The 21,434-nt window shown below is 69.6% G+C and carries 22 protein-coding genes and 3 tRNA genes; 11 read left to right on the top strand and 14 right to left on the bottom strand.

The features are described from left to right. Positions 1-87 precede the first annotated feature (87 nt). Positions 88-1,416, top strand: a complete 1,329-nt coding sequence (locus HNR67_RS05625; protein WP_185001045.1) for a D-arabinono-1,4-lactone oxidase — start codon at positions 88-90, stop codon at positions 1,414-1,416. Here HNR67_RS05625 and HNR67_RS05620 read toward each other — a convergent pair. Continuing rightward, positions 1,409-2,032 carry a hypothetical protein gene (locus HNR67_RS05620; protein WP_185001044.1) on the bottom strand — a complete coding sequence of 208 codons (624 nt, stop codon included), beginning with the start codon at positions 2,030-2,032 and terminating at the stop codon, positions 1,409-1,411. The genes HNR67_RS05625 and HNR67_RS05620 overlap by 8 nt on opposite strands. A gap of 476 nt (positions 2,033-2,508) precedes the next feature. Next, positions 2,509-2,591: transfer RNA gene (locus tag HNR67_RS05615), tRNA-Leu, on the bottom strand. A gap of 199 nt (positions 2,592-2,790) precedes the next feature. On the opposite strand from HNR67_RS05615, the gene HNR67_RS05610 reads away from it, so the two are divergent. From HNR67_RS05610 to pknB, 7 genes are all read left to right on the top strand, one after another. Continuing rightward, positions 2,791-4,047 carry a DUF3662 and FHA domain-containing protein gene (locus tag HNR67_RS05610; protein ID WP_185001043.1) on the top strand — a complete coding sequence of 419 codons (1,257 nt, stop codon included), beginning with the start codon at positions 2,791-2,793 and terminating at the stop codon, positions 4,045-4,047. A gap of 37 nt (positions 4,048-4,084) precedes the next feature. Further along, on the top strand, positions 4,085-4,546 hold the full coding sequence (locus HNR67_RS05605; RefSeq protein ID WP_185001042.1) for an FHA domain-containing protein FhaB/FipA: 462 nt from the start codon (positions 4,085-4,087) through the stop codon (positions 4,544-4,546). Further along, on the top strand, positions 4,543-5,937 hold the full coding sequence (locus tag HNR67_RS05600) for a PP2C family protein-serine/threonine phosphatase (protein ID WP_185001041.1): 1,395 nt from the start codon (positions 4,543-4,545) through the stop codon (positions 5,935-5,937). Before HNR67_RS05605 ends, HNR67_RS05600 begins: the two co-directional genes overlap by 4 nt. Continuing rightward, positions 5,937-7,397, top strand: coding sequence for an FtsW/RodA/SpoVE family cell cycle protein (locus HNR67_RS05595; protein WP_185001040.1), 1,461 nt, complete (start codon positions 5,937-5,939; stop codon positions 7,395-7,397). The genes HNR67_RS05600 and HNR67_RS05595 overlap by 1 nt, the downstream gene beginning before the upstream one ends. Then, the gene (locus HNR67_RS05590) at positions 7,394-8,860 is read left to right on the top strand and encodes a peptidoglycan D,D-transpeptidase FtsI family protein (RefSeq protein ID WP_185001039.1); all 1,467 of its coding nucleotides are present in this window, start codon (positions 7,394-7,396) and stop codon (positions 8,858-8,860) included. Before HNR67_RS05595 ends, HNR67_RS05590 begins: the two co-directional genes overlap by 4 nt. A gap of 2 nt (positions 8,861-8,862) precedes the next feature. Beyond that, complete coding sequence (locus HNR67_RS05585) at positions 8,863-10,203, top strand: serine/threonine-protein kinase (protein ID WP_185001038.1); 1,341 nt, start codon at positions 8,863-8,865, stop codon at positions 10,201-10,203. Positions 10,204-10,269: 66 nt separating this feature from the next. After that, positions 10,270-12,222, top strand: coding sequence for a Stk1 family PASTA domain-containing Ser/Thr kinase (gene pknB, locus HNR67_RS05580; protein ID WP_185001037.1), 1,953 nt, complete (start codon positions 10,270-10,272; stop codon positions 12,220-12,222). 67 nt (positions 12,223-12,289) lie between these two features. On the opposite strand, the gene HNR67_RS05575 is transcribed toward pknB, so the two are convergent. From HNR67_RS05575 to HNR67_RS05560, 4 genes are read right to left on the bottom strand one after another with little or no spacing between them, the layout of a single operon-like run. Then, a complete protein-coding gene (locus tag HNR67_RS05575) occupies positions 12,290-12,931 on the bottom strand; it encodes an aminodeoxychorismate/anthranilate synthase component II (RefSeq protein WP_185001036.1) in 642 nt (213 codons plus the stop codon). 32 nt (positions 12,932-12,963) lie between these two features. After that, positions 12,964-13,122, bottom strand: a complete 159-nt coding sequence (locus HNR67_RS05570; RefSeq protein ID WP_185001035.1) for a hypothetical protein — start codon at positions 13,120-13,122, stop codon at positions 12,964-12,966. A 17-nt stretch (positions 13,123-13,139) separates the two neighbouring features. Next, positions 13,140-14,843, bottom strand: coding sequence for a class E sortase (locus HNR67_RS44130; protein ID WP_246492464.1), 1,704 nt, complete (start codon positions 14,841-14,843; stop codon positions 13,140-13,142). Further along, positions 14,840-15,574 (bottom strand): DUF881 domain-containing protein, encoded by a 735-nt coding sequence (locus HNR67_RS05560; RefSeq protein WP_221489782.1) that lies wholly within the window; start codon positions 15,572-15,574, stop codon positions 14,840-14,842. Before HNR67_RS05560 ends, HNR67_RS44130 begins: the two co-directional genes overlap by 4 nt. Positions 15,575-15,745: 171 nt before the next feature. On the opposite strand from HNR67_RS05560, the gene crgA reads away from it, so the two are divergent. Both crgA and HNR67_RS05550 read left to right on the top strand, forming a co-directional pair. Then, positions 15,746-16,012, top strand: coding sequence for a cell division protein CrgA (gene crgA, locus HNR67_RS05555; protein WP_185001034.1), 267 nt, complete (start codon positions 15,746-15,748; stop codon positions 16,010-16,012). 326 nt (positions 16,013-16,338) lie between these two features. Continuing rightward, on the top strand, positions 16,339-16,719 hold the full coding sequence (locus HNR67_RS05550; protein WP_312986514.1) for a PH domain-containing protein: 381 nt from the start codon (positions 16,339-16,341) through the stop codon (positions 16,717-16,719). Here HNR67_RS05550 and HNR67_RS05545 read toward each other — a convergent pair. Further along, entirely contained in the window at positions 16,716-17,609 is an 894-nt protein-coding gene (locus HNR67_RS05545; RefSeq protein ID WP_185001032.1) for a rhomboid family intramembrane serine protease, read from the bottom strand. The genes HNR67_RS05550 and HNR67_RS05545 overlap by 4 nt on opposite strands. Before the next feature lie 10 nt (positions 17,610-17,619). Next, positions 17,620-18,171, bottom strand: a complete 552-nt coding sequence (locus tag HNR67_RS05540; protein WP_185001031.1) for a peptidylprolyl isomerase — start codon at positions 18,169-18,171, stop codon at positions 17,620-17,622. 93 nt (positions 18,172-18,264) lie between these two features. On the opposite strand from HNR67_RS05540, the gene HNR67_RS05535 reads away from it, so the two are divergent. Next, positions 18,265-18,804, top strand: coding sequence for a hypothetical protein (locus HNR67_RS05535; protein ID WP_185001030.1), 540 nt, complete (start codon positions 18,265-18,267; stop codon positions 18,802-18,804). Positions 18,805-18,850: 46 nt separating this feature from the next. Here the strand turns inward: HNR67_RS05535 and HNR67_RS05530 are convergent, their stop codons facing one another. The 6 genes from HNR67_RS05530 to HNR67_RS05510 form a co-directional block, all read right to left on the bottom strand. Beyond that, entirely contained in the window at positions 18,851-19,396 is a 546-nt protein-coding gene (locus tag HNR67_RS05530; RefSeq protein WP_185001029.1) for a DUF2020 domain-containing protein, read from the bottom strand. A 36-nt stretch (positions 19,397-19,432) separates the two neighbouring features. Further along, the gene (locus HNR67_RS05525; RefSeq protein WP_185001028.1) at positions 19,433-19,915 is read right to left on the bottom strand and encodes an AMIN-like domain-containing (lipo)protein; all 483 of its coding nucleotides are present in this window, start codon (positions 19,913-19,915) and stop codon (positions 19,433-19,435) included. A 198-nt stretch (positions 19,916-20,113) separates the two neighbouring features. After that, positions 20,114-20,186, bottom strand: a tRNA-Ala gene (locus HNR67_RS05520). 64 nt (positions 20,187-20,250) lie between these two features. Then, on the bottom strand, positions 20,251-20,373 hold the full coding sequence (locus HNR67_RS43405; RefSeq protein WP_209707217.1) for a DLW-39 family protein: 123 nt from the start codon (positions 20,371-20,373) through the stop codon (positions 20,251-20,253). A 71-nt stretch (positions 20,374-20,444) separates the two neighbouring features. After that, a tRNA-Ile gene (locus tag HNR67_RS05515) sits at positions 20,445-20,518 on the bottom strand. A 70-nt stretch (positions 20,519-20,588) separates the two neighbouring features. Next, complete coding sequence (locus tag HNR67_RS05510) at positions 20,589-21,428, bottom strand: DUF3566 domain-containing protein (protein ID WP_185001027.1); 840 nt, start codon at positions 21,426-21,428, stop codon at positions 20,589-20,591. Positions 21,429-21,434: the final 6 nt, after the last annotated feature.

Below are 21,434 nucleotides of genomic sequence, written 5' to 3'. Positions count from 1 at the left end.
CTGCAACGGTAAGCCGAAAACCTTGAAAGGTGAAACCTCTTCACGTACGTTCACCAACATCCGCCCCGAAGATTGCGGAGGGTAGCCTTGCCGCGACAGAGTGACACTGGCTCGTGGACCAACTGGGCCCGGACCGCCACCGCGCGGCCGGCCCGCACCGCTCGTCCCAGGGACGTCGAGGAAATCGCCGCCGCGGTGAAGGCCGCGGCCCGGGACGACCTCACGGTGCGCCCCCTGGGCAGTGGCCACTCGTTCAGTGCGGTCGGTTCACCCGAAGGTGGCCTGGCCCTGGACCTGTCCGAGTGGCGCGGGGTGATCGCGGCCGACCACCAGACCGGCCTGGTCACCGTGCGCGCCGGCACTCCGCTGCACCAGCTCAACCGCGAGCTGGACCAGCTCGGCCTGGCCATGACCAACCTGGGCGATATCGACCGGCAGACCGTGGCCGGCGCCATCTCCACCGGCACCCACGGCACCGGCGCGACCTTCGGCGGACTGGCCACCCAGGTCAAGGCACTGGAACTGGTGCTGGCCGACGGTTCGCTGCTGCGCTGCTCGGCGACGGAGAACCCGGCCGAGTTCAGCGCGGCCAGGGTCGGCCTCGGCGCGCTGGGTGTGCTGACCACGGTGACCCTGCAGTGCGAACCGGCGTTCGCGCTGCAGGCCGCGGAGTACCCGGCGGGCCTGGACGAGACGATCGAGTGCTTCGACGAGCTGACCGCGGCCAACGACCACGCCGAGTTCCACTGGTTCGTGCACACCGACCGGGTCATGGTGAAGCGGAACAACCGGCTGCCGGTGGACGCACCCCGGCAGCCACTGCATCCGGTGCGCCGGTTCTTCGAGTACGAGGTGCTGGAGAACGCCGCGCTGGCCGCGGTCTGCCACACCGGCCGGGCGATCCCTGGCCTGGTCCGCCCGCTGAACCGGCTGTGCGCCAAGGTGCTGGGCGAGCGCAGTTACAGCGACGCCTCACATCGGGTGTTCACCACGCCGCGCCGGGTCCGCTTCACCGAGACCGAGTACGCGATCCCGCGGGAGCACCTGCGCGAGGTGCTCACCGAACTCCGCGCCGCCTCCGAGCGCCTTGAGCACCCGGTGAACATCCCGGTCGAGGTCCGGGTGGCCGCCGCCGATGACATCTGGTTGTCCACCGCGACCGGCAGGCCGACCGCGTACCTGGCCATCCACCAGTTCCTCGGCATGCCCTACCGGCACTGGTTCGACACGTTCGAGCAGATCGCCTATGCGGCGGGTGGCCGTCCGCACTGGGGGAAGATGCACAGCCAGACGGAGGAGTCCCTCCGCGGCCGGTATCCGCATTTCGCCGACTTCCAGGCCGTGCGCGCTGCCCTGGACCCGCACGGCCGCTTCCGCAACCGGTACCTGGACCGGGTGCTGGGCACCACTAGCTGACCGTGGTGGCCAGGATCCGGTCGTAGACCACCTCACGCAGCCACCGCACGGTGACCTCCTGCTCGATCGGGAAGTCCTGCGGCGGACGGCCGCGCAGGGTCAGCTCGACCGATCCCTGGTCCTGGGCTGTGGCCACCGACACACCGTAGTGACCGGCCCGCATCAGGCAGTTCGCCAGGAAGTCATCGCCCTCGGCCACCGCCGACGGCACCACGACGGCCGTGTTGGTGAACCGGGAGAAGGGCACCACCGAGGTCAGCGCGGTGCGCCAGTGCCGGGACAACGCGATCGCGCCGACCAGGCGGACCGCGGGGGCGGGCACCATGCCGGCCAGTTCGGGCCAGACCCAGGTGGAGACGGTGGTCCGGTCGGTCACCGGCGGACACCCCAGCGCGAGCCGTTCGGCGTGCGCGTCGGTGATCAGCTCGGCGACCATGACCACCCGGCGGCCCAGCAGGGTCATCGGCGGCAGCATGACCCCGCCCCAGCCCAGCAGGTCGGCGGCCCTGGCGGCCAGATGTTCCGGCGGAGCGGGTAACTCGACCGGGGCGATTGATCGGGCCGGAATGACAGGCAGTCCACCCTGGACTGTCGGCTGGCCCGTGGTGCGGCTCACGATCTTCGCCTCCCTGCGGCTTCACCTCCGTGGTCACCCACAGCGGCGTTCTTGGCGTTCCGGAGCTGGTTCGTTCGCTGACGCCTTAACTGATTTACCAGGTCAGGGCCCTACCGCAGGGAATGCCCATACCCAGTTGCGACCGGCGGCCGAAGTCAGTCGGTAACCGGTCGGTGCACGGTCAAGCACTTCAGCCCGGCAGTGCGGCCGTTCGTGTGAGACCGACACGCTCACCGCTCACCGCGCCCCAAAGCCCGCCAACCGCCCCCAAAGAAGGACCTGAGCCAAGCCTGAAGAATCTTCGCTCTAGGTCACAGAGAAATAGGCCACGGCAAAGGCGGCCATATAAGGCGGCAACAAAGGCAGGTGACCACGCTGGTTCAGCACCAGCCGCACCGTGGGGGTCCGGGGGCTCGGGCCCCCGGTGTGGACGTAAAAGAAGACCCCGGCGCAGCGCGCCGGGGTCTTCTTTTACGTGGGCAAGGAGGGAGTTGAACCCTCACGTCCTTTCGGACACACGGACCTGAACCGTGCGCGTCTGCCATTCCGCCACTTGCCCCTTTCGGGGGCTCCCTTTTGGGGTGCGGCGGAAGCCTAGCACGGTCAGGGGACTGGCTTACAACTCGGCCCCTCCCTTGCCCCCAGACCCGGATACGATCGGGGTGAGCGACCGGACACGGAGCCGAACCAGCTGCACCGCACGACCACGTTCGGTGCCCGGCGCTCACTGGACTGGACCGGAAGCGGAAGGGTGGGACATGAGCCTCGTGCAGCGCTTCGAGCGCAAGCTCGAAGGCCTTGTCGGCAATACTTTCGCGCGCGTGTTCGGTGGCAACGTAGTACCCCAGGAGGTGGCGCAGGCCCTGCAACGAGAGGCCGAACGCAAGGTCAAGGAGCTTGCCGGCGGCCGCCTCCTCGCACCCAACCACTACACCGTGACACTCGGCCCAGCCGACCACGACCGGCTAGCCGGCGACGAGCAGCGGATCACCGATCTGCTCGCCGACTGTGTCGGAGAGCATCTGACCGAGCACGGGTGGGACACATACGGTGACGTCGTAGTCTCCTTGGAGCGCTCTGAGACGCTGCACACCGGACAGTTCCACACGAGCTCGTCAGTCGACCCAGACGCATCGCCGCGCCGACGGCCGGCACCACCTCGCACCGCAGGAGACCGACCCATGAGCCAGCCACCCGGCCAGTACCCCGAGGGAGACCGCTACGCCCAGCAGCAGCAGGGGCAGTACGGCTACGACCAGCAGCAGCAGCCTGGCTACGGCCAGCAGGGCTACGACCCGAACTACGCCCAGCAGCAGCAAGGCGGGTACGGGCAGCAGGGTTACGACCAGGGTTACGCCCAGCAGCCGCAGCAGCCTGGCTACGACCAGCAGGGCTACGGCCAGCAGCCGCAGCAGCCTGGTTATGACCAGCAGGGCTACGCCCAGCAGCCGCAGCAGCCTGGCTACGGGCAGCAGGGTTACGACCAGGGCTACGCCCAGCAGCCCGGTTACGACCAGCAGGGCTATGGCCAGCAGCAGCAGGGTTACGACCAGGGCTACGCCCAGCAGCCCGGCTATGACCAGCAGGGTTACGGCCAGCAGCAGGGTTACGCCCAGCAGGGCTACGACCAGGGTTATGGCCAGCAGGGCTACGCCCAGCAGGGCGGCTACGCCGACCCGAACCAGCAGGGATACGCTCCGCCCGCCGTGCAGACGGGGCCGCGCACACTGACGGCGACCCTCCAGCTCGACGACGGCTCCAACCGGACCTATAGCCTCAAGCAGGGCAGCAACGTGATAGGCCGTGGCCAGGACGCCGATTTCCGCCTGCCGGACACCGGGGTCTCCCGCCGGCACCTGGAAATCACCTGGGACGGTCAGAACGCGATGCTGGCCGACCTGGGCTCGACCAACGGCACGACGGTCAACTCCAACCCGGCCCAGGCCTGGCAGCTCGCCGACGGCGACGCGATCAGGATCGGGCACTCGACGTTGGTGTTCCGGTCCCAGGGCTGACCAGGACGACATCGCAAGGCGGGAGCGGTCACAGCAGGTGCCAGAACTTGTGATGCAGCTAACCAGAGCAGGGTTTCTCGCCCTGCTCTGGTTGTTCGTGCTGGCTGCGCTCCGTGTCGTTCGCTCTGACCTTTACGCGGCCTCCGGGCTGCGGGTCGCCCTACCCGGTTCCCGACGGACCAGTGGGCGGCAGTTGCGGGGCAACAAAGCCGCCCGGCAACTCGTGGTGACCCACGGCGCGCTGGCGGGTACTCGCATCGCGCTGGACGGCCGCCCTATTCTCATCGGCCGTGCCGACGACTCCACCCTCGTGCTCGACGACGACTACGCGTCGACGAGGCACGCCAGACTCTCTCTTCGTGGAACGGACTGGTACGTGGAGGACCTAGGCTCCACCAACGGCAGTTATCTAGACCGGGCGAAGGTCACGGCACCCACCCGGGTCCCGCTCGGCGTTCCGATCCGCATCGGTAAGACGGTGATCGAGCTGCGCTCATGACCCTCGTCCTTCGTTACGCGGCCCGCAGCGACCGGGGCCTGGTACGTGCCAACAACCAGGACTCCGTGTACGCCGGCCCCCGACTGCTCGCGCTCGCCGACGGCATGGGCGGCCATGCCGCCGGTGAAGTCGCCAGCAAGGTGGTCATCGCCGCACTAGCCCCCCTCGACGACGACGAACCCGGGGAGGACCTGCTCAGTGATCTGCGCGGGTCGATGCTCGGCGGCAACTCGGCGATCGCCGAACTCGTCGCGAGCGATCCCGACCTGGAGGGGATGGGCACCACGCTGACCGCGGTGCTCTTCGCCGGCAACAGACTGGGTCTCGTGCACATCGGCGACTCGCGCGCCTACCTGGTCCGGGACGGAAACCTGTCCCAGATCACCCACGACGACACGTTCGTGCAATCCCTGATCGACGAAGGCCGGATCACTCCGGACGAGGCGCTCACCCACCCGCAACGGTCGCTGCTGCTCAAGGCGCTGACCGGGCACGAGGTGGAGCCGAGCCTGGCGATCAGGGAAGCCCGCAACGGCGATCGGTACATGCTGTGCTCGGACGGGCTCTCCGGGGTGGTGTCGGCGGAGACGCTGGCCGAGGCCCTGGCCATCCCCGACCCGAGGACCTGCGCCGACCGGCTGATCGAGCTGGCGCTCAAGGGCGGCGGCCCGGACAACGTGACGGTGATCGTCGCCGATGTGGTGGACGTCGACTTCGGGGAGAACGCCCCGATCGTCGGTGGCGCCGCCGGCGACGGCAGCGCCGATCCGCCACCGCCGGACTCCCCTGCCTCCCGCGCGGGCGCGCTCAACCCTGGCTGGCAGCAACAACAGCAGCCACGCCCGGACCCGACCACCCCACCGCCGGACCCGCCACGGGGCAGGCGCTGGCTGCGCACCCTCTCGGTCGTGCTGCTGGTGCTGGTGCTCTTCGGCGCGGCCGGGTTCTTCACCCGGTACTGGGTGCTGCAGCAGTACTACGTCGGCGCGACCGAGGACGGCCGGGTGGCCGTCTTCCAGGGCGTGCAGGGCAATGTGCTGGGCATCCGGCTGCAGCGTGAGGTCGAGGGTTCCTGCGCGCCGAACTCGGCGAGCTGTGACCCGGAGCCGATCCTGGTCTCCGACCTGACCTCCTCCGGCAAGGAGATCATCACCAACGGGATCACCGGGCTGGACGGGCTGGAGGGCGCGCGCAACGCGATCCGCAGGCTGCGCACCGCCCAGCTGATGCCGCCGTGCCCGCCTGCCACCGGCACTCCTGGTGGCACCGGCACGCCGACGACCAGCACGAGCACGCCGCCCCCTGACCCGAACGCGCCCACGACCTCGGACGTCACGCCGTTGCCGCCGCCGACGCCGAAGCCCGGGGTGGAATGCCGGACGGTGCGCTGATGGCTGAGTCGGCCGCGACGACCACCGGGCCACTGCCCGGGGGGCCGCCAGCTCAGCCGCCACCCACCGCGACCAGGCGCGGCACCGAGTTGATGCTGCTCGCCTTCGCCGCGGTGCTGGTCACCGGTGCGCTGATGCTGGTGGAGATCAACCAGGAGCAGGAGCTGACCAATGCCCTGCTCTACTACGGCGCGGCCTACCTCGGCCTGTTCGGGGTGGCGCACGTCGCGGTGCGGATCTGGGCGCCCTACGCCGATCCGCTGATCCTGCCGTGCGTGGCCCTGCTCAACGGGCTTGGCCTGGTCATGATCCACCGGATCGACCTGGCCGAGGCCGAGCGGGCCGAGCTGACCGGCCGGGTCTTCAGCGCGGACGTGCCCCGCCAGATCATGTGGACCACGATCGCGCTGGTGCTCTTCGTCGCGGTGCTGGTGCTGGTCAAGGACCACCGCACGCTGTCCAAGTACGGCTACACCGCGGGCCTGGCCGGACTGGTCGCGCTGGCGCTGCCGGGCATCCTGCCGAATGTCATCGCACCGGAAATCAACGGTGCGAAGATCTGGCTACGTATACCTGGTGTGTTCTCCATCCAGCCCGGTGAGTTCGCCAAGATCCTGTTGATGGTCTTCTTCGCCGCGTTCCTGGTCTCCAAACGGGACCTGTTCATGGCGGCTGGCCGCAAGGTGCTCGGGATGGAGCTGCCGCGCGCCCGCGACCTGATGCCGATGCTGTTCGCCTGGTTCGCCTCGCTCGGCGTGCTGGTGCTGGAGAAGGACCTCGGCACCTCGCTGCTGTTCTTCGGCATCGTGCTGGTGATGCTCTACGTGGCCACCGAGCGGGTCGCCTGGCTGGTGCTGGGCATGACCTTCTTCATCGGCGGCTGCCTGGTCGCCTATCAGATCTTCGACCACGTGCAGGTCCGGGTGACCACCTGGCTGGACCCGTTCGCGGACTTCTTCAACAAGGGCCGTCAGCTCGGCCAGGCGCTGTTCGGGCTGGGCACCGGCGGGATCGGCGGCACCGGTCTTGGCGCCGGACGGCCCGAGCTGGTGCCGCTGGCCAAGAGCGACTTCATCATCGCCGCGATCGGTGAGGAGCTGGGCTTCGTCGGCCTGGCCGCGCTGCTGATGCTCTACACGCTGCTGGTGATGCGCGGTATGCGCAGTGCGCTGGCGGTGCGCGACACCTTCGGCAAGCTGCTCGCCGGTGGTCTGTCCTTCGCGGTCGGCCTGCAGGTCTTCATCGTGGTCGGCGGCGTCACCAAGCTGATCCCGCTGACCGGTCTGACCGCCCCCTTCCTGTCCCTCGGCGGATCGTCGCTGGTGGCCAACTACGCCCTGGTCGCGCTGTTGCTGCGGATATCCGACGGCGCGCGCAGACCGGCCGTGGCGGCCAAACCAGTGGTGCCGCAGGCGCCGATCGCGGAGGCGCACACCGTGCTTGTGGAGCGGCCCTCATGAACGCACCACTGCGCCGGGTGGCGCTCGCCGTCATGGTGATGGTCCTGATGCTGCTGGCCAACGGCACCTACATCCAGGTGATCAAGGCCGACACCTACCGCAACGACCCGCGCAACAGCCGGGTGCTGCTGGAGGAGTACTCCCGTCAGCGCGGCCAGATCAGCGCGGCGGGCGGTCAGCTGATGGCCACCGTGGAGAACACCACCGGCCGGCTGAAGTACCTGCGCAAGTACCCCGAGGGACCGATCTACGCGCCGATCACCGGCTACTACTCCTCCAACTACGGCGCGACCGGGCTGGAGAAGGCGCAGGACTCGGTGCTCAACGGCTCCGACCCGCTGCTGTTCGGCCGCAGGCTCTCCGACCTGATCACCGGCCGGGACCCGCGTGGCGGCAGCGTGCAGACCACGATCGTGCCCAAGGTCCAGCAGTTCGCCTACAAGGCGATGTCGGACAAGAAGTTCAGCGGTGCCGTGGTGGCGATGGACCCGAAGACCGGCCGGATCCTGGCCATGGTCTCCACCCCGTCCTTCGACCCGAACGTGCTCTCCGCGCACGACACCGAGGCGCAGCAGAAGGCCTGGGGCGAGCTGACCAAGGACCCGAAGAAGCCGTCGATGAACCGGGCCGTCGGGGAGACCTACCCGCCCGGCTCGACCTTCAAGATGGTCACCGCCGCGGCCGCGCTGGAGAACGGGTTCACCAAGGACAGCCCGCTGACCGCGGCGCCCACGATCACCCTGCCTGGCACCAACAACCAGCTGGAGAACTTCAACGGCAACCGCTGCGGCGGCGGCGAGACCGCGCCGTTGATCGAGGCGCTGGCCCGCTCCTGCAACACCGCGTTCGTTGACCTGGCCATCCAGCTCGGCGAGACCAAGCTGCGCCAGCAGGCGGAGAAGTTCGGCATCGGCGAGCAGGGCCAGAAGATCCCGATCGGCGTGGCAGGCTCCTCCCTCGGCGACATCCCGGACAAGGCGGCGCTCGGCCAGAGCGGCATCGGCCAGCGTGACGTCCGGCTGACCCCGCTGCAGGACGCGGTGGTGGCGGCCACCATCGCCAACGGCGGGGTGCGGATGGAACCGCAGCTGGTCAGCCAGATCCTGCGCGATGTCACCGTGCTCCAGGAGAACGACCCGGTCCGCTCGGGCACCGCGATCTCCTCGGCCACCGCGGCCACGCTCAAGGAGATGATGATCCAGTCGGAGTCGCGGACCGCCGGTGGCGGCAAGATCTCCGGCGTCACCATCGCCTCCAAGACCGGCACCGCCGAGCACGGCGCCAACCCCAAGGCGAACAACCCGCACGCCTGGTACGCCGCCTTCGCCCCGGCCGAGGACCCGAAGATCGCGGTCGCGGTGATCGTGGAGAACGGTGGCGACCGCGGGCAGGACGCCACCGGCGGCACGGTGGCCGCGCCGATCGGCCGCGGCGTCATCGGCGCCTTCCTCGGAGGTGGCTGAGCATGCTCACCTCCGGCCAGCTGCTCGCCGACCGCTATCGCCTCGCCAGGCGGATCGCGGTCGGTGGCATGGGCGAGGTGTGGGAGGCCGCCGACACCAGGCTGGACCGGCGGGTCGCGATCAAGGTGCTCAAGCCGGAGCTGACCGGGGACGCGGAGTTCCTGCACCGCTTCCGCACCGAGGCCAGGATGACCGCCTCGCTGAACCACCCGAACATCGCCGCGGTGCACGACTACGGCGAGACGGCCGCCGTGCCCGACGGCCCGCAGGACACCGCTTACCTGGTGATGGAGCTGGTCGAGGGCGATCCACTGGCCGCGATCATCGCCGGGCAGGGCAGGCTCAACGCCGAGCGCACCATGGACGTGCTGGAGCAGGCGGGGCACGCGTTGCAGGCCGCGCACGAGCGCGGGCTGGTGCACCGTGACGTCAAGCCCGGCAACATCCTGGTCACCCCGCACGGCAAGGTGAAGCTGACCGACTTCGGCATCGCCAAGGCCGCGCACGCCGCGCCGGTCACCCGCTCCGGCATGGTGATGGGCACCGCGCACTACATCGCGCCGGAACAGGCGCTGGGTTCGGAGGCGGAGCCGGCCAGCGATGTGTACTCGCTGGCCGTGGTCGGCTACGAGTGCCTGGCCGGGCATCGCCCGTTCCTGTCCGACAACTCGGTGACCGTGGCCATGATGCACATCAGGGATCTCGCCCCGCCGCTGCCGCCGGACGTGCCACCGGGTCCGCGGGCGCTGATCGAGGCGACCCTGATCAAGGACCCGAGACGGCGGTATCGCAGCGGCGGCGAGTTCGCGGTCGCGGTGGCCGCGGTGCGGGCCGGGCACCCGCTGCCGGTGCCCTCCGGACTGACCATGCCGCAGGCGCCGGTCGGCGTTCCGGTCGGCCAGCCCCAGCTGGGTCCGGGCGGACCCATCACCCCCATGTCCTCACCGGGGATCCCGGTGCTCGGACACGGGACGGGGCAGTTCACCCCGGCGGGCATGGGTCACCACCCAGGTCCGGTGCGCACCCGCCGGACCGGCCTGTGGCTGGTGATAGCGGTATTCGCGGTGGCGGCACTGGTTTTGGCAGCATGGGTGATCAGCGAGATCATGCGCACAGCCAGCCAGGGGTCGGTGCAGGTGAATCCGACTGAGTACGTGGGACGGGCGGCTTCGGAGGCGGCCGACCGGCTCACGAAATCCGGTCTGCACAGCGAGGTGTGGACCAAGGACGGCCGACGGCCTGCGGATCCGGCGCGGTGCGTGGTCACCGAGGTGACTCCGGTCGGCGAGCTGTCCGCGGGGTCGGACGTGACCCTGCGCTGCACCCCGCACGAGGACGGTTGACGTGCGGCCGCAGCAGCTACATGACATGAACAGACCACCGTCGACGAGGAGCGGGACAAGGCACCGATGAGCACTCCGCGACTGCTCTCCAACCGCTATGAGCTGGGCGAAACGCTCGGCTATGGCGGTATGTCCGAGGTCCACAAGGGCCGGGACGTTCGTCTGGGTCGCGACGTGGCGGTCAAGGTGCTGCGCGCCGATCTCGCCCGCGACCCGCAGTTCCAGCTGCGCTTCCGCCGGGAAGCGCAGAACGCCGCCTCCTTGAACCATCCCGCGATCGTCGCCGTGTACGACACCGGCGAGACGCAGACCGAGTACGGCCCGCTGCCGTACATCGTGATGGAGTTCGTCGACGGCAAGACGCTGCGCGACATCGTCAAGACCGAGGGCCCGCTGCCCGCGCGCCGGGCCATGGAGGTCATGGCCGACGTCTGCGCGGCACTGGACTTCAGCCACCGGCACGGCATCGTGCACCGGGACGTGAAGCCGGCCAACGTGATGATCACCAAGTCCGGCGCCGTGAAGGTGATGGACTTCGGCATCGCCAGGGCCGTGCACGACGGCCAGGCCGCCGTCACCCAGACCGCCGCGGTGATAGGAACCGCCCAGTACCTCTCCCCGGAGCAGGCCCGCGGCGAGGCGGTGGACGCGCGCAGCGACGTCTACGCCACCGGCTGCGTGCTCTTCGAGCTGATGACCGGCGAGCCGCCGTTCACCGGTGACTCCCCGGTGGCCGTGGCCTACCAGCACGTGCGCGAGGACCCCAAGTCCCCCTCGCAGGTCAACCCGCAGGTGCCCGCGGTGCTGGACGCCATCGTGCTCAAGGCGATGAGCAAGAACCCGGCCAACCGCTACCAGTCCGCCGGCGAGATGCGCGGCGACCTGGTGCGGGTGCTCTCCGGGCAGCGGCCGCTGGCGCCGATGGTGATGTCGGAGGACGAGCGCACCTCGATCGTCGGCGGTGGCGGCGCCACCCAGGTGATCCAGGGCAAGCACCGGCCGGAGGCATTGGCCGACAGCGACGACGAGGAGGAGCGCCGGGAGAAGCGGCGCAAGACCATCTTCGTCTCGGTGGCGGTCGCGCTCGGCGTCGCGCTGCTGATCCTGCTCGCCTTCCTGCTGGGCCCGCTGCTCAGTGGGAACTCCGGCAGCAGCGGCGACACCGCGACGGTCCCGAAGGTCTTCGGCAAGACCGAGGTGCAGGCGCGGCAGGACATCGCCAGCGCCGGGTTCACCAAGACGCCGAACCTGCAGAAGGTCGTCTCCAAGCCGGAAGAGCTGAACCGGGTGGTCTCGGTCAACCCGGCCGAGGGCTCCGCGGTGAAGAAGGACGCGGAGATCACGCTGAACATCGGCAGCGGTCCGGAGGAGGTGACCGTCCCCGACCTCAAGGGCAAGACGCCGAGCGAGGCCGAGACGATGCTCACCGCCGCCGGGCTCAAGCTCAGCGCGAACCCCACCGAGACCACCGTGGATGACACCAAGCAGGTCGGCAAGGTGCAGTCGCAGACGCCGTCGGCCAACAGCAAGGCGCCGAAGGACTCGCTGGTCAGCATCACCGTCGGCAAGGCGCAGGACCGGATCACCGTGCAGAACGTGATCGGCCAGTCCAACAGCGCCGCGCGCGGCAACCTGGAGGGCCTCGGCCTGCGGGTGGAGATCAAGGAAGTCAGCTCCAACAAGCAGCTGAACGAGGTGATCGCGCAGACCCCGGCGGGCGGCACCTCGGTGCGGCCCGGCGCCACGGTGACGCTGAGCATCTCCAAGAACGACCAGTTCACCATGCCCAACATCGAGGGCATGACCGAGACCGAGGCGCGGTCGAAGCTGCAGGAGTTCGGCTGGACCGGCAGCTTCAGCAAGGTCGAGGTGAGCGGCAGCATCAGCGAGTTCGGCCGGATCATGGACTCCAAGCCGGTCGCGGGCGACCCGGTGTCGAAGACGCAGACCATCCAGATCCAGGTCGGCAAACTCGGCGGCGGCGGACCGACCAGCACCACGCCCAGGGGCGGCGGCTGATCCCGTAGCAACGACAACGGCCCGGCACCCCGTCACGGGGGCCGGGCCGTTGTGTGTTCTGGGCTGCTCAGCGAGCGGCGGCCGCGGCCACCTCGCGCATGCCCTTCTCCAGGGCGGCGACAGTGGGTTCGGGCACCGGGTGCCCGGCGATGGCCAGCCAGTTGGCCAGCATCCGGTGGCCACCGTCGGTGAGCACCGACTCGGGGTGGAACTGCACGCCGTGGATGGGCAGCTCGCGGTGCCGCATGGCCATCACCACGCCGGACTCGGTCCGCCCGGTCACCTCGAACTCGGCCGGGATGGTCTCCTCCAGCACGGTCAGCGAGTGGTAGCGGGTGGCGGTGAACGGATCGGGCAGCCCGGCGAGCACGCCCGCACCGGTGTGGTGCACCTGGCTGGTCTTGCCGTGCAGCAGCTCCGGCGCCCGATCCACGGTCGCGCCCCAAGCCACGCCCATGGCCTGGTGGCCAAGGCAGACGCCGAGCGCGGGCTTGGTCAGCTCGGCGCAGCGCCGGATGACCTCGATGGTCCGGCCCGCCCGCTCCGGGGTGCCCGGTCCAGGACTGAGCAGCACACCGTCGGCCTGGTCGACCTCGGCCAGCTCCACCGAGTCGTTGCGCCGGACGACGCACTCGGCCCCGAGCTGGGCCAGGTACTGGACCAGGTTGTAGACGAAGCTGTCGTAGTTGTCGACCACGAGTACCCGCACGCGGCCAGCTTACGGCGCGCGTCGAACGGGATTCACTGCCCGGTGGTGACCTGGTTGAACGGCAGCATCGGTTCGATCCACGGGAACACCACGAACAGCAGCAGTGCGACCACGCCGACGATCAGGACCGCTGCCAGCAGCAGTCGCAGCGGCAACGGCCCAGGCAGGTGCCGCCAGATCCAGCTGTACACGAGGCCAACCGTACCTTTCAGCCGGTCTGGAACTCGGCTGGCACGGCCTTGGGATCCTTCGGATCTTTCGGCTGGCTGCGGACCAGGACACCGTGCACGATGAGCCGCTGCCGGGCGGAGAACCGCGGGTGGCAGGTGGTCAGGGTGATCAGCTTGGCCTGCTGGCCCTGCGGCACGGCGTTGTTGCCCCGCCACGGCACCGGCGCGATGACCTCGCCCTGCTCCGGCCGCACGATCTCCTGGCCGACGGTCTTGGCGTAGGGATCGTCCTTGCCGCCCTTGCCCTGCGGCGCGACGCCCTTGCACTTGGCGTCCTTGCCCTTGCCGGCTGCCCAGTCCTTGACCTCGTCGGACTTGGGCAGCATCCGGTAGACGAACCACTCGTTCTGGGTCTCCACCACGATCGCGTCGCAGGACTCGAGCAGGTCGATGTCGTTGAACGGCGCGCCCTTGCCGACCCGGTGCCCGGCCACGGCGAAGTTGCCCGGCTGGCCGGGGTAGGCGGTGCCCTTGTAGTGCCCCGGCCCGACCTCGAGGATCTTGTCCGTGGTCCCCTCCAGCACGGTGTAGACCCAGTCCGGCCCGAACGCCGGCACGAAGACCTTGGCGAAGCCCTCCCCGTCACCGACCTGGAACTGGTTGGTCCGCTGCGGTTCGTTGTTGTTGACCACGCTGGGGTTCTTCCACCGGTCGTCCATGGCGGTGGTCGCGTTGGCCTGCTTGCCCGCGGAGAGCCAGTCGGTCACGTAGACCTCGTAGACCACGAACAGCAGCACCACCAGCCCGGCGGTGATCAGCAGCTCCCCGAAGGTCCGCACCACGACCCGCCCCGGCTCCCGCCGCTGCGCCGGCACCGCGGCCGCCTCGGCCTCGGGTTCCGGCTCGGGGTCGGCCGCGACCAGGTCCGAGTAGTCCTCGTAGTCCTCGACCCGCGGGATGAGTTCGGTCTCCGGCTCGTCCAGCCGCGGCCGCGCGGGGATGCGCGGGATCGGCATGGTCAGCTCTTCCGGCGTGGGCGGCGGCGCCACGGCTCGCGGGGGCGTGGGCGGCGGGGCGTCCGGCCGGATCGGCGGGATGAGCTGGGTCTGCTCGGCATCCGCTGGCGGCGGCGCGGACGGGCGGGCGCCCCGCGGCGGCTCGGCTCGCGGCGGCTCGGTCCTGGGGCGCATCGGCGGACGGGGCGGCTCGTTCAGCCCCTCCCCCGGCATCCGCGCTTCCTGCGGTGGGCGCGGCGGCTCGAACCGGGCGGCCTCGCTGTGCCCACGCGGATCCTGCGGAGGCTCGAAGCGGGGCGGCTCGAACTGGCCTGGCACGCCCGGTGCCCTCAGGTCCGGGCGCGGCGGCTCGGCAGGCTGGCGGGGCTGGTCGGACCGGGGCGGCTCGCCCTGGAAACGAGGTGCCCCCTGATGCCCTTCGCCGGGCGGGGTGTCACCGGGGGCCACCCACACCTGCGGCGGCTCGGGGCGCCGAGGCGCCTCCGGCGGCAGCTCGGCCCGACGCGGTGCGTCCGGCGGCAGCTCAGCCCTGGGCGGCTCCGCGCGGCGCGGTGCGTCTGGCGGCACCTCCGCCCTCGGCGGTTCCGGGCGCCGCGGCGCCGGGCGGGCTTCCGCGCCCGGCTCCGACCACCACTGCTCCGGGCGCTGGTCCCTGGGCTGGCGGTGGTGGATCTCCTGGGTCGCCTCGGTGCCGTCCTCCGGCTGTGGAGTGCGGGGGTCGGTCATCGGGGCACCTCCTGTGCCTTGTCCAGTCGTAACGCCCCGCCATAGCCGGGCACTCGCACCACATCGGGTCGCTGGACCCGGTAGCCGAGGCCGTAGCTCTGGGCGTACTGCCGGAAGATTCGCACGCCTTCAGCGGCGTCCAAAGCGGAGTTCAGCTTGTCTGGGTCGCCGATGGCGCTGATCACATACGGCGGGGAGTAGGTGCGGCCGTGCAGCAGCAGCGTGTTGCCGATGCAGCGCACGGCCGAGGTGCTGACCAGGCGCTGGTCGGCAACGGCGAGCGCTTCCGCGCCCCCGGCCCACAGCGCGTTCAGCAGGCTTTGCAGGTCCTTCTGGTGCACCACCAGCGCGTCCACCGGGACGTCGGCCGGGTAGCGGCCGTCCGGGCCGCGGGGCGCGTCGCTGATGGTCACCACCAGCCCGGTGCCGCGCAGTGGGTTCAGGCCGGCCGGGTTGGCCAGGTTGGCCGCGGTGCCGCGGGCCTTGCCGACCCGCTCGTCCGAGCTGGCCGCGCCGCGTTCGAGGGCCTCCAGGTCGGTGCGCAGCCGACCGAGCGCGGCTTCGGCCTCGTGTACCCGGCCTTCGGCGTCGCGGACCAAACCGTGCAGTTCGGTGTTGCGGCCGCCACGCAGGTCATGGCCGTCGGCCACGTTGTGGCTGACCGCGAAGATCAGGCCCGCGACCAGGCACATCACCGGCGCGGCCACCCGCCAGCCGTCGAGCCTCCGCACGCCTCGTGTCCTCTCCTACGCCGTCCGTGGGGTAAGCAGGGGTAAGTTGCCTCTCCTCCACACTCTTCGGCTACGTTAACGTGTTCGTCGGGCCGGAGTTTCGTTTTCGCTGTGCCGAACGCGCTCCGCGAACAGACACAGCCATCGGATCCAACGTCAGGCGAGGACAGAATGCCGAAGTCCAAGGTCCGCAAGAAGGACGTTTACACGCCGCCGGCGGACCGGCGCACGCCGGTCAAGCTGAAGGCCAAGGGGCCCTCACACCCGATCTACATCACGGTGATGCTGCTGGTGATGCTGCTCGGACTGGCCTGGCTGGTCGTGTACTACCTCGCGGGCCAGGACATCCAGTTCATGGCCGACCTCGGCTCGTGGAACTTCGCGGTCGGCTTCGCACTGATGATCACTGGTCTGCTGATGACCATGCGCTGGCGCTGACCAGCGCAAACACCCTGAGTATCGCGGCCCGGACGGCACCACACGTCCGGGCCGCACCCTGTTCACCACCCGTTTGGCGGACAGTCACTGAACCACACGGATGTAAGTCATCCCCAGTGGGGACAACTCCTGTGGATAACTTTTTCCACAGGCACCCCATAGCCGGTCTGCGGCCACTGGGGCACACAACATGATGTGGTTGCGCCGCTGGGCGCAGCGGGGCTGACGGAACGCGCTCGAACGGGCAAGCTGGACTGGTGGAAGAACAGATGCCCTGGTCAACGGGTCAGAGTCGACAACTTGCCTGGTCAGCGGACCCCGCGCTGGTGAGTGTCGGCTGGGTGCTGGCCGCCGGTGCGACGGTGTGGCTGGTCTTCACCACGGATCCGGCCGGACGGGTGATCGCGGCGGTCGCCGCACTGGTCCTGGCCTTCGCCGCGTTGTTCGGCAGCATCGCCCGGCCGAGGCTGGCCGCCAGCCCGATGGGGTTGTCCGTCCGTGGCCTGTTCCGGACCGAGGAATGGTCCTGGGCCGAGGTCAGCACCAGGGTCCTGCACACCCAGCGGCTGGGCCGCCGGGTCGCGGTGCTGGAGATCGAGGTCACCAGGGACGAGCTGGAGCGCCTGTTCGTACTGGGCAGGCTGGACCTGGGCGCCGATCCCGAGGACGTGGCCGCGCAACTCGGCGAGTTGCGCGGCCCCGCCTAGTTCGGATCGACCGGCCCGCACAGGATGCGCGCGCCCGGCGGATCGCACTCGTACCGCGGCATCTCGTAGTACTGGAAGATCGCCAGCCCGATGACGGCCGCGGTGATCGCCACCAGGTTGATCGTCTGCCACAGCTTCCGGCTGGCCACCGGCACATAGATCAGCCCGGCCGCCACCAGCGCGCCGACGACCAGGCCGCCACCGTGGCCGACCCAGGACACGTTGCCGATCACCAGGCCGAACACCACGTTGAGGCCGAAGACCATGAGCAGTGGCTGCAGGCTCTGCCGCTTCCGGATGAACACCACCACGACCGCGCCGAGCAGGCCGAAGATCGCGCCGGAGGCGCCGACCGCACCCTCGGAGAAGAGGAACACGGCCACCGAGGCGCCCACCGCGGAGAGCAGGTAGAGCAGCAGGAACCGGATCCGCCCGAACATCGGCTCCAGCTCCTGGCCGAGCATCCACAGCGACAGCATGTTGACCGCGAGGTGCCACGGCGCCACATGCAGGAACTCGCTGGTGATCAACCGCCACCACTGGTCGCCGGCGACGGCGAGGTTCCACATCGCACCGTTGTCATAGACCCAGGAGGCGGCCAGGTCGTTGAAGGTGCCAGCCTGGACCACGGTGATCGCGAACATGACGATGTTCAGTGCGATCAGCACCGGCATCACGATCGGGCGAATGTGCTCGTCCTCGTTGCCGACCAGGTTCACCCCGCGGCGCTGGCTCTTCTTGCCCTGGGCCACGCATTCCGGGCACTGCTTGCCGACCGAGCCATCGGTCAGGCACCGGTAGCAGTACGGCTTCTCACAGCGGATGCAGCTCAGCCCGGTCGGCGTCTCCGGGTGCCTGGTGCAGCCGGGCAGCGTGTGCGGCTGGGTCATCGATGCGGGCTCAGCGCTCGACCGAGACCGAGACGCGCTCGATGGTGATCTCCTTGATCGGCCGGTCCTGCCGGTCGGTCTCGGCCTGCGCGATGGTGTCGATCACCGAGCGGGACGCCTGGTCGGCGACCTCGCCGAAGATGGTGTGCTTCATGTTCAGGTGCGGGGTCTTGCCCACGGTGACGAAGAACTGCGAGCCGTTCGTGCCCGGACCCGCGTTGGCCATGGCCAGCAGGTACGGGCGGTCGAAGCGCAGCTCGGAGTTGAACTCGTCGGCGAAGGTGTAGCCGGGGCCGCCGCGGCCGGTGCCGGTCGGGTCGCCGCCCTGGATCATGAAGCCGGCGATGACCCGGTGGAACACCGAACCGTTGTAGAAGGGCCCGGACCGCTCCCCGGCGGCGTTCTCGGTGGTGTAGGGCTTGGAGCCGTCCGCCAGTCCGACGAAGTTCTTCACCGTCTTGGGTGCGTAGTCCGGGAACAGCTTGATCCGGACCTCGCCTTCGGAGGTGTGCAGGGTCGCGATCACGGTCGCCCCAACGAGCGATTCAGTGCTGTCAGCCACCGAACCATCGTGCCATCCACGGCGGGATCGTGTGAGAAGGGGCAGGATGGGGTAACGCGTTGACGAGGCATTCGTCACGCTCGGGAGGCAGGCATGGACGAGGTACGGACCCTGGCCAGAGCCGGTGAGCAGGTCGGGCGCGCACTGGGCACCGGTATCCACGTGGTGCGCAAGCGCGCTGAACGAGCCGGTGCCGACGGGCTCAAGGCCACCAGGCGAGCGAGCAGGCGAGCGGAGAAGAAGCTGGCCAAGCGTGGACTCACCCCGCACCAGCTGGCCCAGAACGTCGCGGACACCGCCGAGGAGTTCAGCCAGGAGATCGGCAACCGCGGTCGCCGGGCACGCAAGGAGCTGGCCAAGGCCACCAAGCAGGCGCGGAAGGACCTGGGCCGTCGCGGCCGCAAGGCCAAGAAGCGGCTGGCCGACCGGTTGGACCCGAAGCCGAAGCGCCGGAAGTGGCCCTTCGCCGTGCTGCTGCTCGGCGCGGCTGGCGCGGTGGCCGCGGTGCTGCTGGCCAGGCGGCCGCAGGAGGTCAAGCCGGTGGTCGAGGAGACCGAGGACAAGCGCGAGGAGCGCCCGGCAGGCAGCCCCTCCGACAACGGGCACCGGCCGGCGACCGCGCACCAGAAGTGAGCTGAACCGGTGGGGCCGGGCGAGTCTCGCCCGGCCCCACCGTTGTTCACAGCTTCAGATTGCCCGCCGTGACGGTGGCGATCCGCTTGGCCGCGATGGTGCGGTCCTGGTTCGTGGTGACCACGATCGCGTACTCGCCCTTGGCCACCGCGAACACCGCGCCGGTGTCGGTCTTCTTCGACCCGCCCTTCCACCCACCGGGCAGGTCGGCCGGTGACGAACCGGCCACCGGCACCTGGGTGTCGACGAGCAGTTTGGCCACCTCGGCGGATCCGCTGTAGATCCACACCATGGCCTGCACCGACTTGTTGTCGGCGCGGTAGAAGAAGCAGGCCGGGTTCGGCTTGCCCTCGGAGATCCGGACCTTGCCGACCCCCTGGCCGTTGGCCGCCCGCACCTCCTCCTTGTCCAGGTACGGGCACGGGCCGTCCGCGGACGGCTCCGGCACCGGCGGTGGTTTGGCCGGCGCCGCCGAGGTGGGCTCCTGGGCCGGGGCCCCGGAGCTGGTCGGCGGGGTCGAGTCCGCCGGGGCGCCCCCGCAGGCGGAGAGCACCGCGAGCGCGGGCAGCACGAGCAGCAGTGGTCGTCTCATAACGCGGCCCACCCTAGAGCCACTCGCGCCGCCACGTCAGCGCTTGAAGTCGATGATCACCAGGTGTCCCTGGTGCTTGACCGTGTAGCCGGCGTCCCGCTCAAGGCCGATCGAGACCTCCATGCTGCCGCCGTGCCCGGCGTCGTTCACCACCGCGCCGCGCACCAGCGGCAACGGGTAGTTGACCACCCGCTTGCCGATCACCTCGACGTACGGTTCGGCCCCTTCCGGCGAGGGCAGCGCGAGCTTGAGGAACCGGTTGCCCCACAGCTCGGTGACCCGCAGGTCGCTCTGCCCCCAGTACGGCCGCTCCCCGTCCAGCTGCTGGAAGAGCACCGACCCCGGCGCCTTGGCACCCACGAACTCGAAGACCACCCGGTCGAACCCGTCGTGCGAGCCCGCCCGGAACTTGACCCCTGGCGGCGCCGCCACGGCGGCCACCGCGACGGCCGGTGTGATCACCGCCACCACCGCGAACAACGACGTGACAACTACCGCCAACCGGCGGAGAACAGACATCGGTATGCACCCCTGTGAAGATCGTCAATCCCTGACGACTCCCAGACGCGAGATTCACCCACCAGGTTGCACACCGACGAGTGAGGAAGAAACACCCACGGAAACAAAGAAGGCGACACCCACAGGGGATGCCGCCAAACAATGCAAACGATTTCCAGAGCAGGGCCGCCGCGTCAGCAGGGCGACCCCGATCGGTCGTGGAGACGAGGGGAATCGAACCCCTAACCCCTGCCTTGCAAAGGCAGTGCTCTGCCAATTGAGCTACGTCCCCGCAGGACAGTTGGCGAGGCCGCCGGTACCTGGACGGCCACGCCTAGTCCCTCGGTTCGTTCGACTCAGCCCTCGGTCGGAGCAGTGGCTTCACGCCACAGGTCCGCCTCAGCCTTCGCAGAACGGTTGCGCTTGACAAAGAAGAGCACGACGCCAGCAACAGCGGCAAGTGCCAGAAGCTTCTTCACGTACGTTCGCCTCCCAAAGCGGCACGCGGTTGGTGCCCGATACGGGTGCCCCCCTGAGGAGCAGCGGGCAGTGGGCCTAGGAGGATTTGAACCTCCGACCTCTTCATTATCAGTGAAGCGCTCTAACCAACTGAGCTATAGGCCCCCGTTGCGAGATGAACACTACCGGAAGGGGTGCCGCCGACCCAAATCGGGGGGCACCCCTCCCGGCAGTTCTACTCGCGTTCGGAGAGGGTGACCTCCACGCCGCCGGCCAGGTCGGCCGAGACGTTGTAGACGAAGGCGCTGACCGTGGCCAGCGCGGTGAACAGCACGATGTTGACGACGCCCACGACCGCGGCGACGCCGAACACCCTGCCCGCGCTGATCAACGGCTCAGCGCCGCCGTCCGCGTTGGTCACCAGGTCCTTGTAGGTGTTGTTCAGCGAGTCCCAGACGCCCATGCCCTGGAGTACGCCGTACAGCACACCGACCGCGACCAGCCACACGAAGAACAGGGCGACCGAGAGCACCAGCGCGAGCTTGAGCACCGACCACGGATCGACCCGCTTCACCTGCAGGGCGGCCCGGCGCGGGCCCCTGCCGGTGCGGCGGGCGCTGGGTGCGGCCACCGCGGGTCGCGGCGTGGTCGCCGCTGCGGAGAAGTTGACCGTTTCCCGGCCCAGCGCGCCCAGCCCGTTGTCGGGCTGGTGCACGCCCGCCGCGGTCCCGAACACCGTGGGTGCGTCGAGATCGGGCTGCGGCGGCGGGGAGTGCTCGACCGGAGCCGCCGGCCGGAACGCGGCCGTCGGCTGGTCGATCGAACTCTCCTTGACGGGCTCGGGAGCGGGCGGTGCGCTCTGCTGGTTGGTCACGGTCACCCGTTGCCACGGCGGCGGAGCGGCCGATGCCTGCGCGAACTCCTCGGCCGGCGGTGCCGCGGGCGCGGGCTCGCCGGTGTTCCCCGACGCGCCCGCGGCACCGTCCGGTTGCTTCGGATCGGTGATCACGGTTGCCTCGTCAGCAGGCTTGTTCGCCTGCTGCCCGGGGGTGTCCGGTTGGTTCGGTGAAGTCATCAGCAG

The sequence above is a fragment of the Crossiella cryophila genome (assembly GCF_014204915.1).
GTDB lineage: Bacteria > Actinomycetota > Actinomycetes > Mycobacteriales > Pseudonocardiaceae > Crossiella > Crossiella cryophila.
This window is presented reverse-complemented; position numbering and strand designations above follow the sequence as displayed.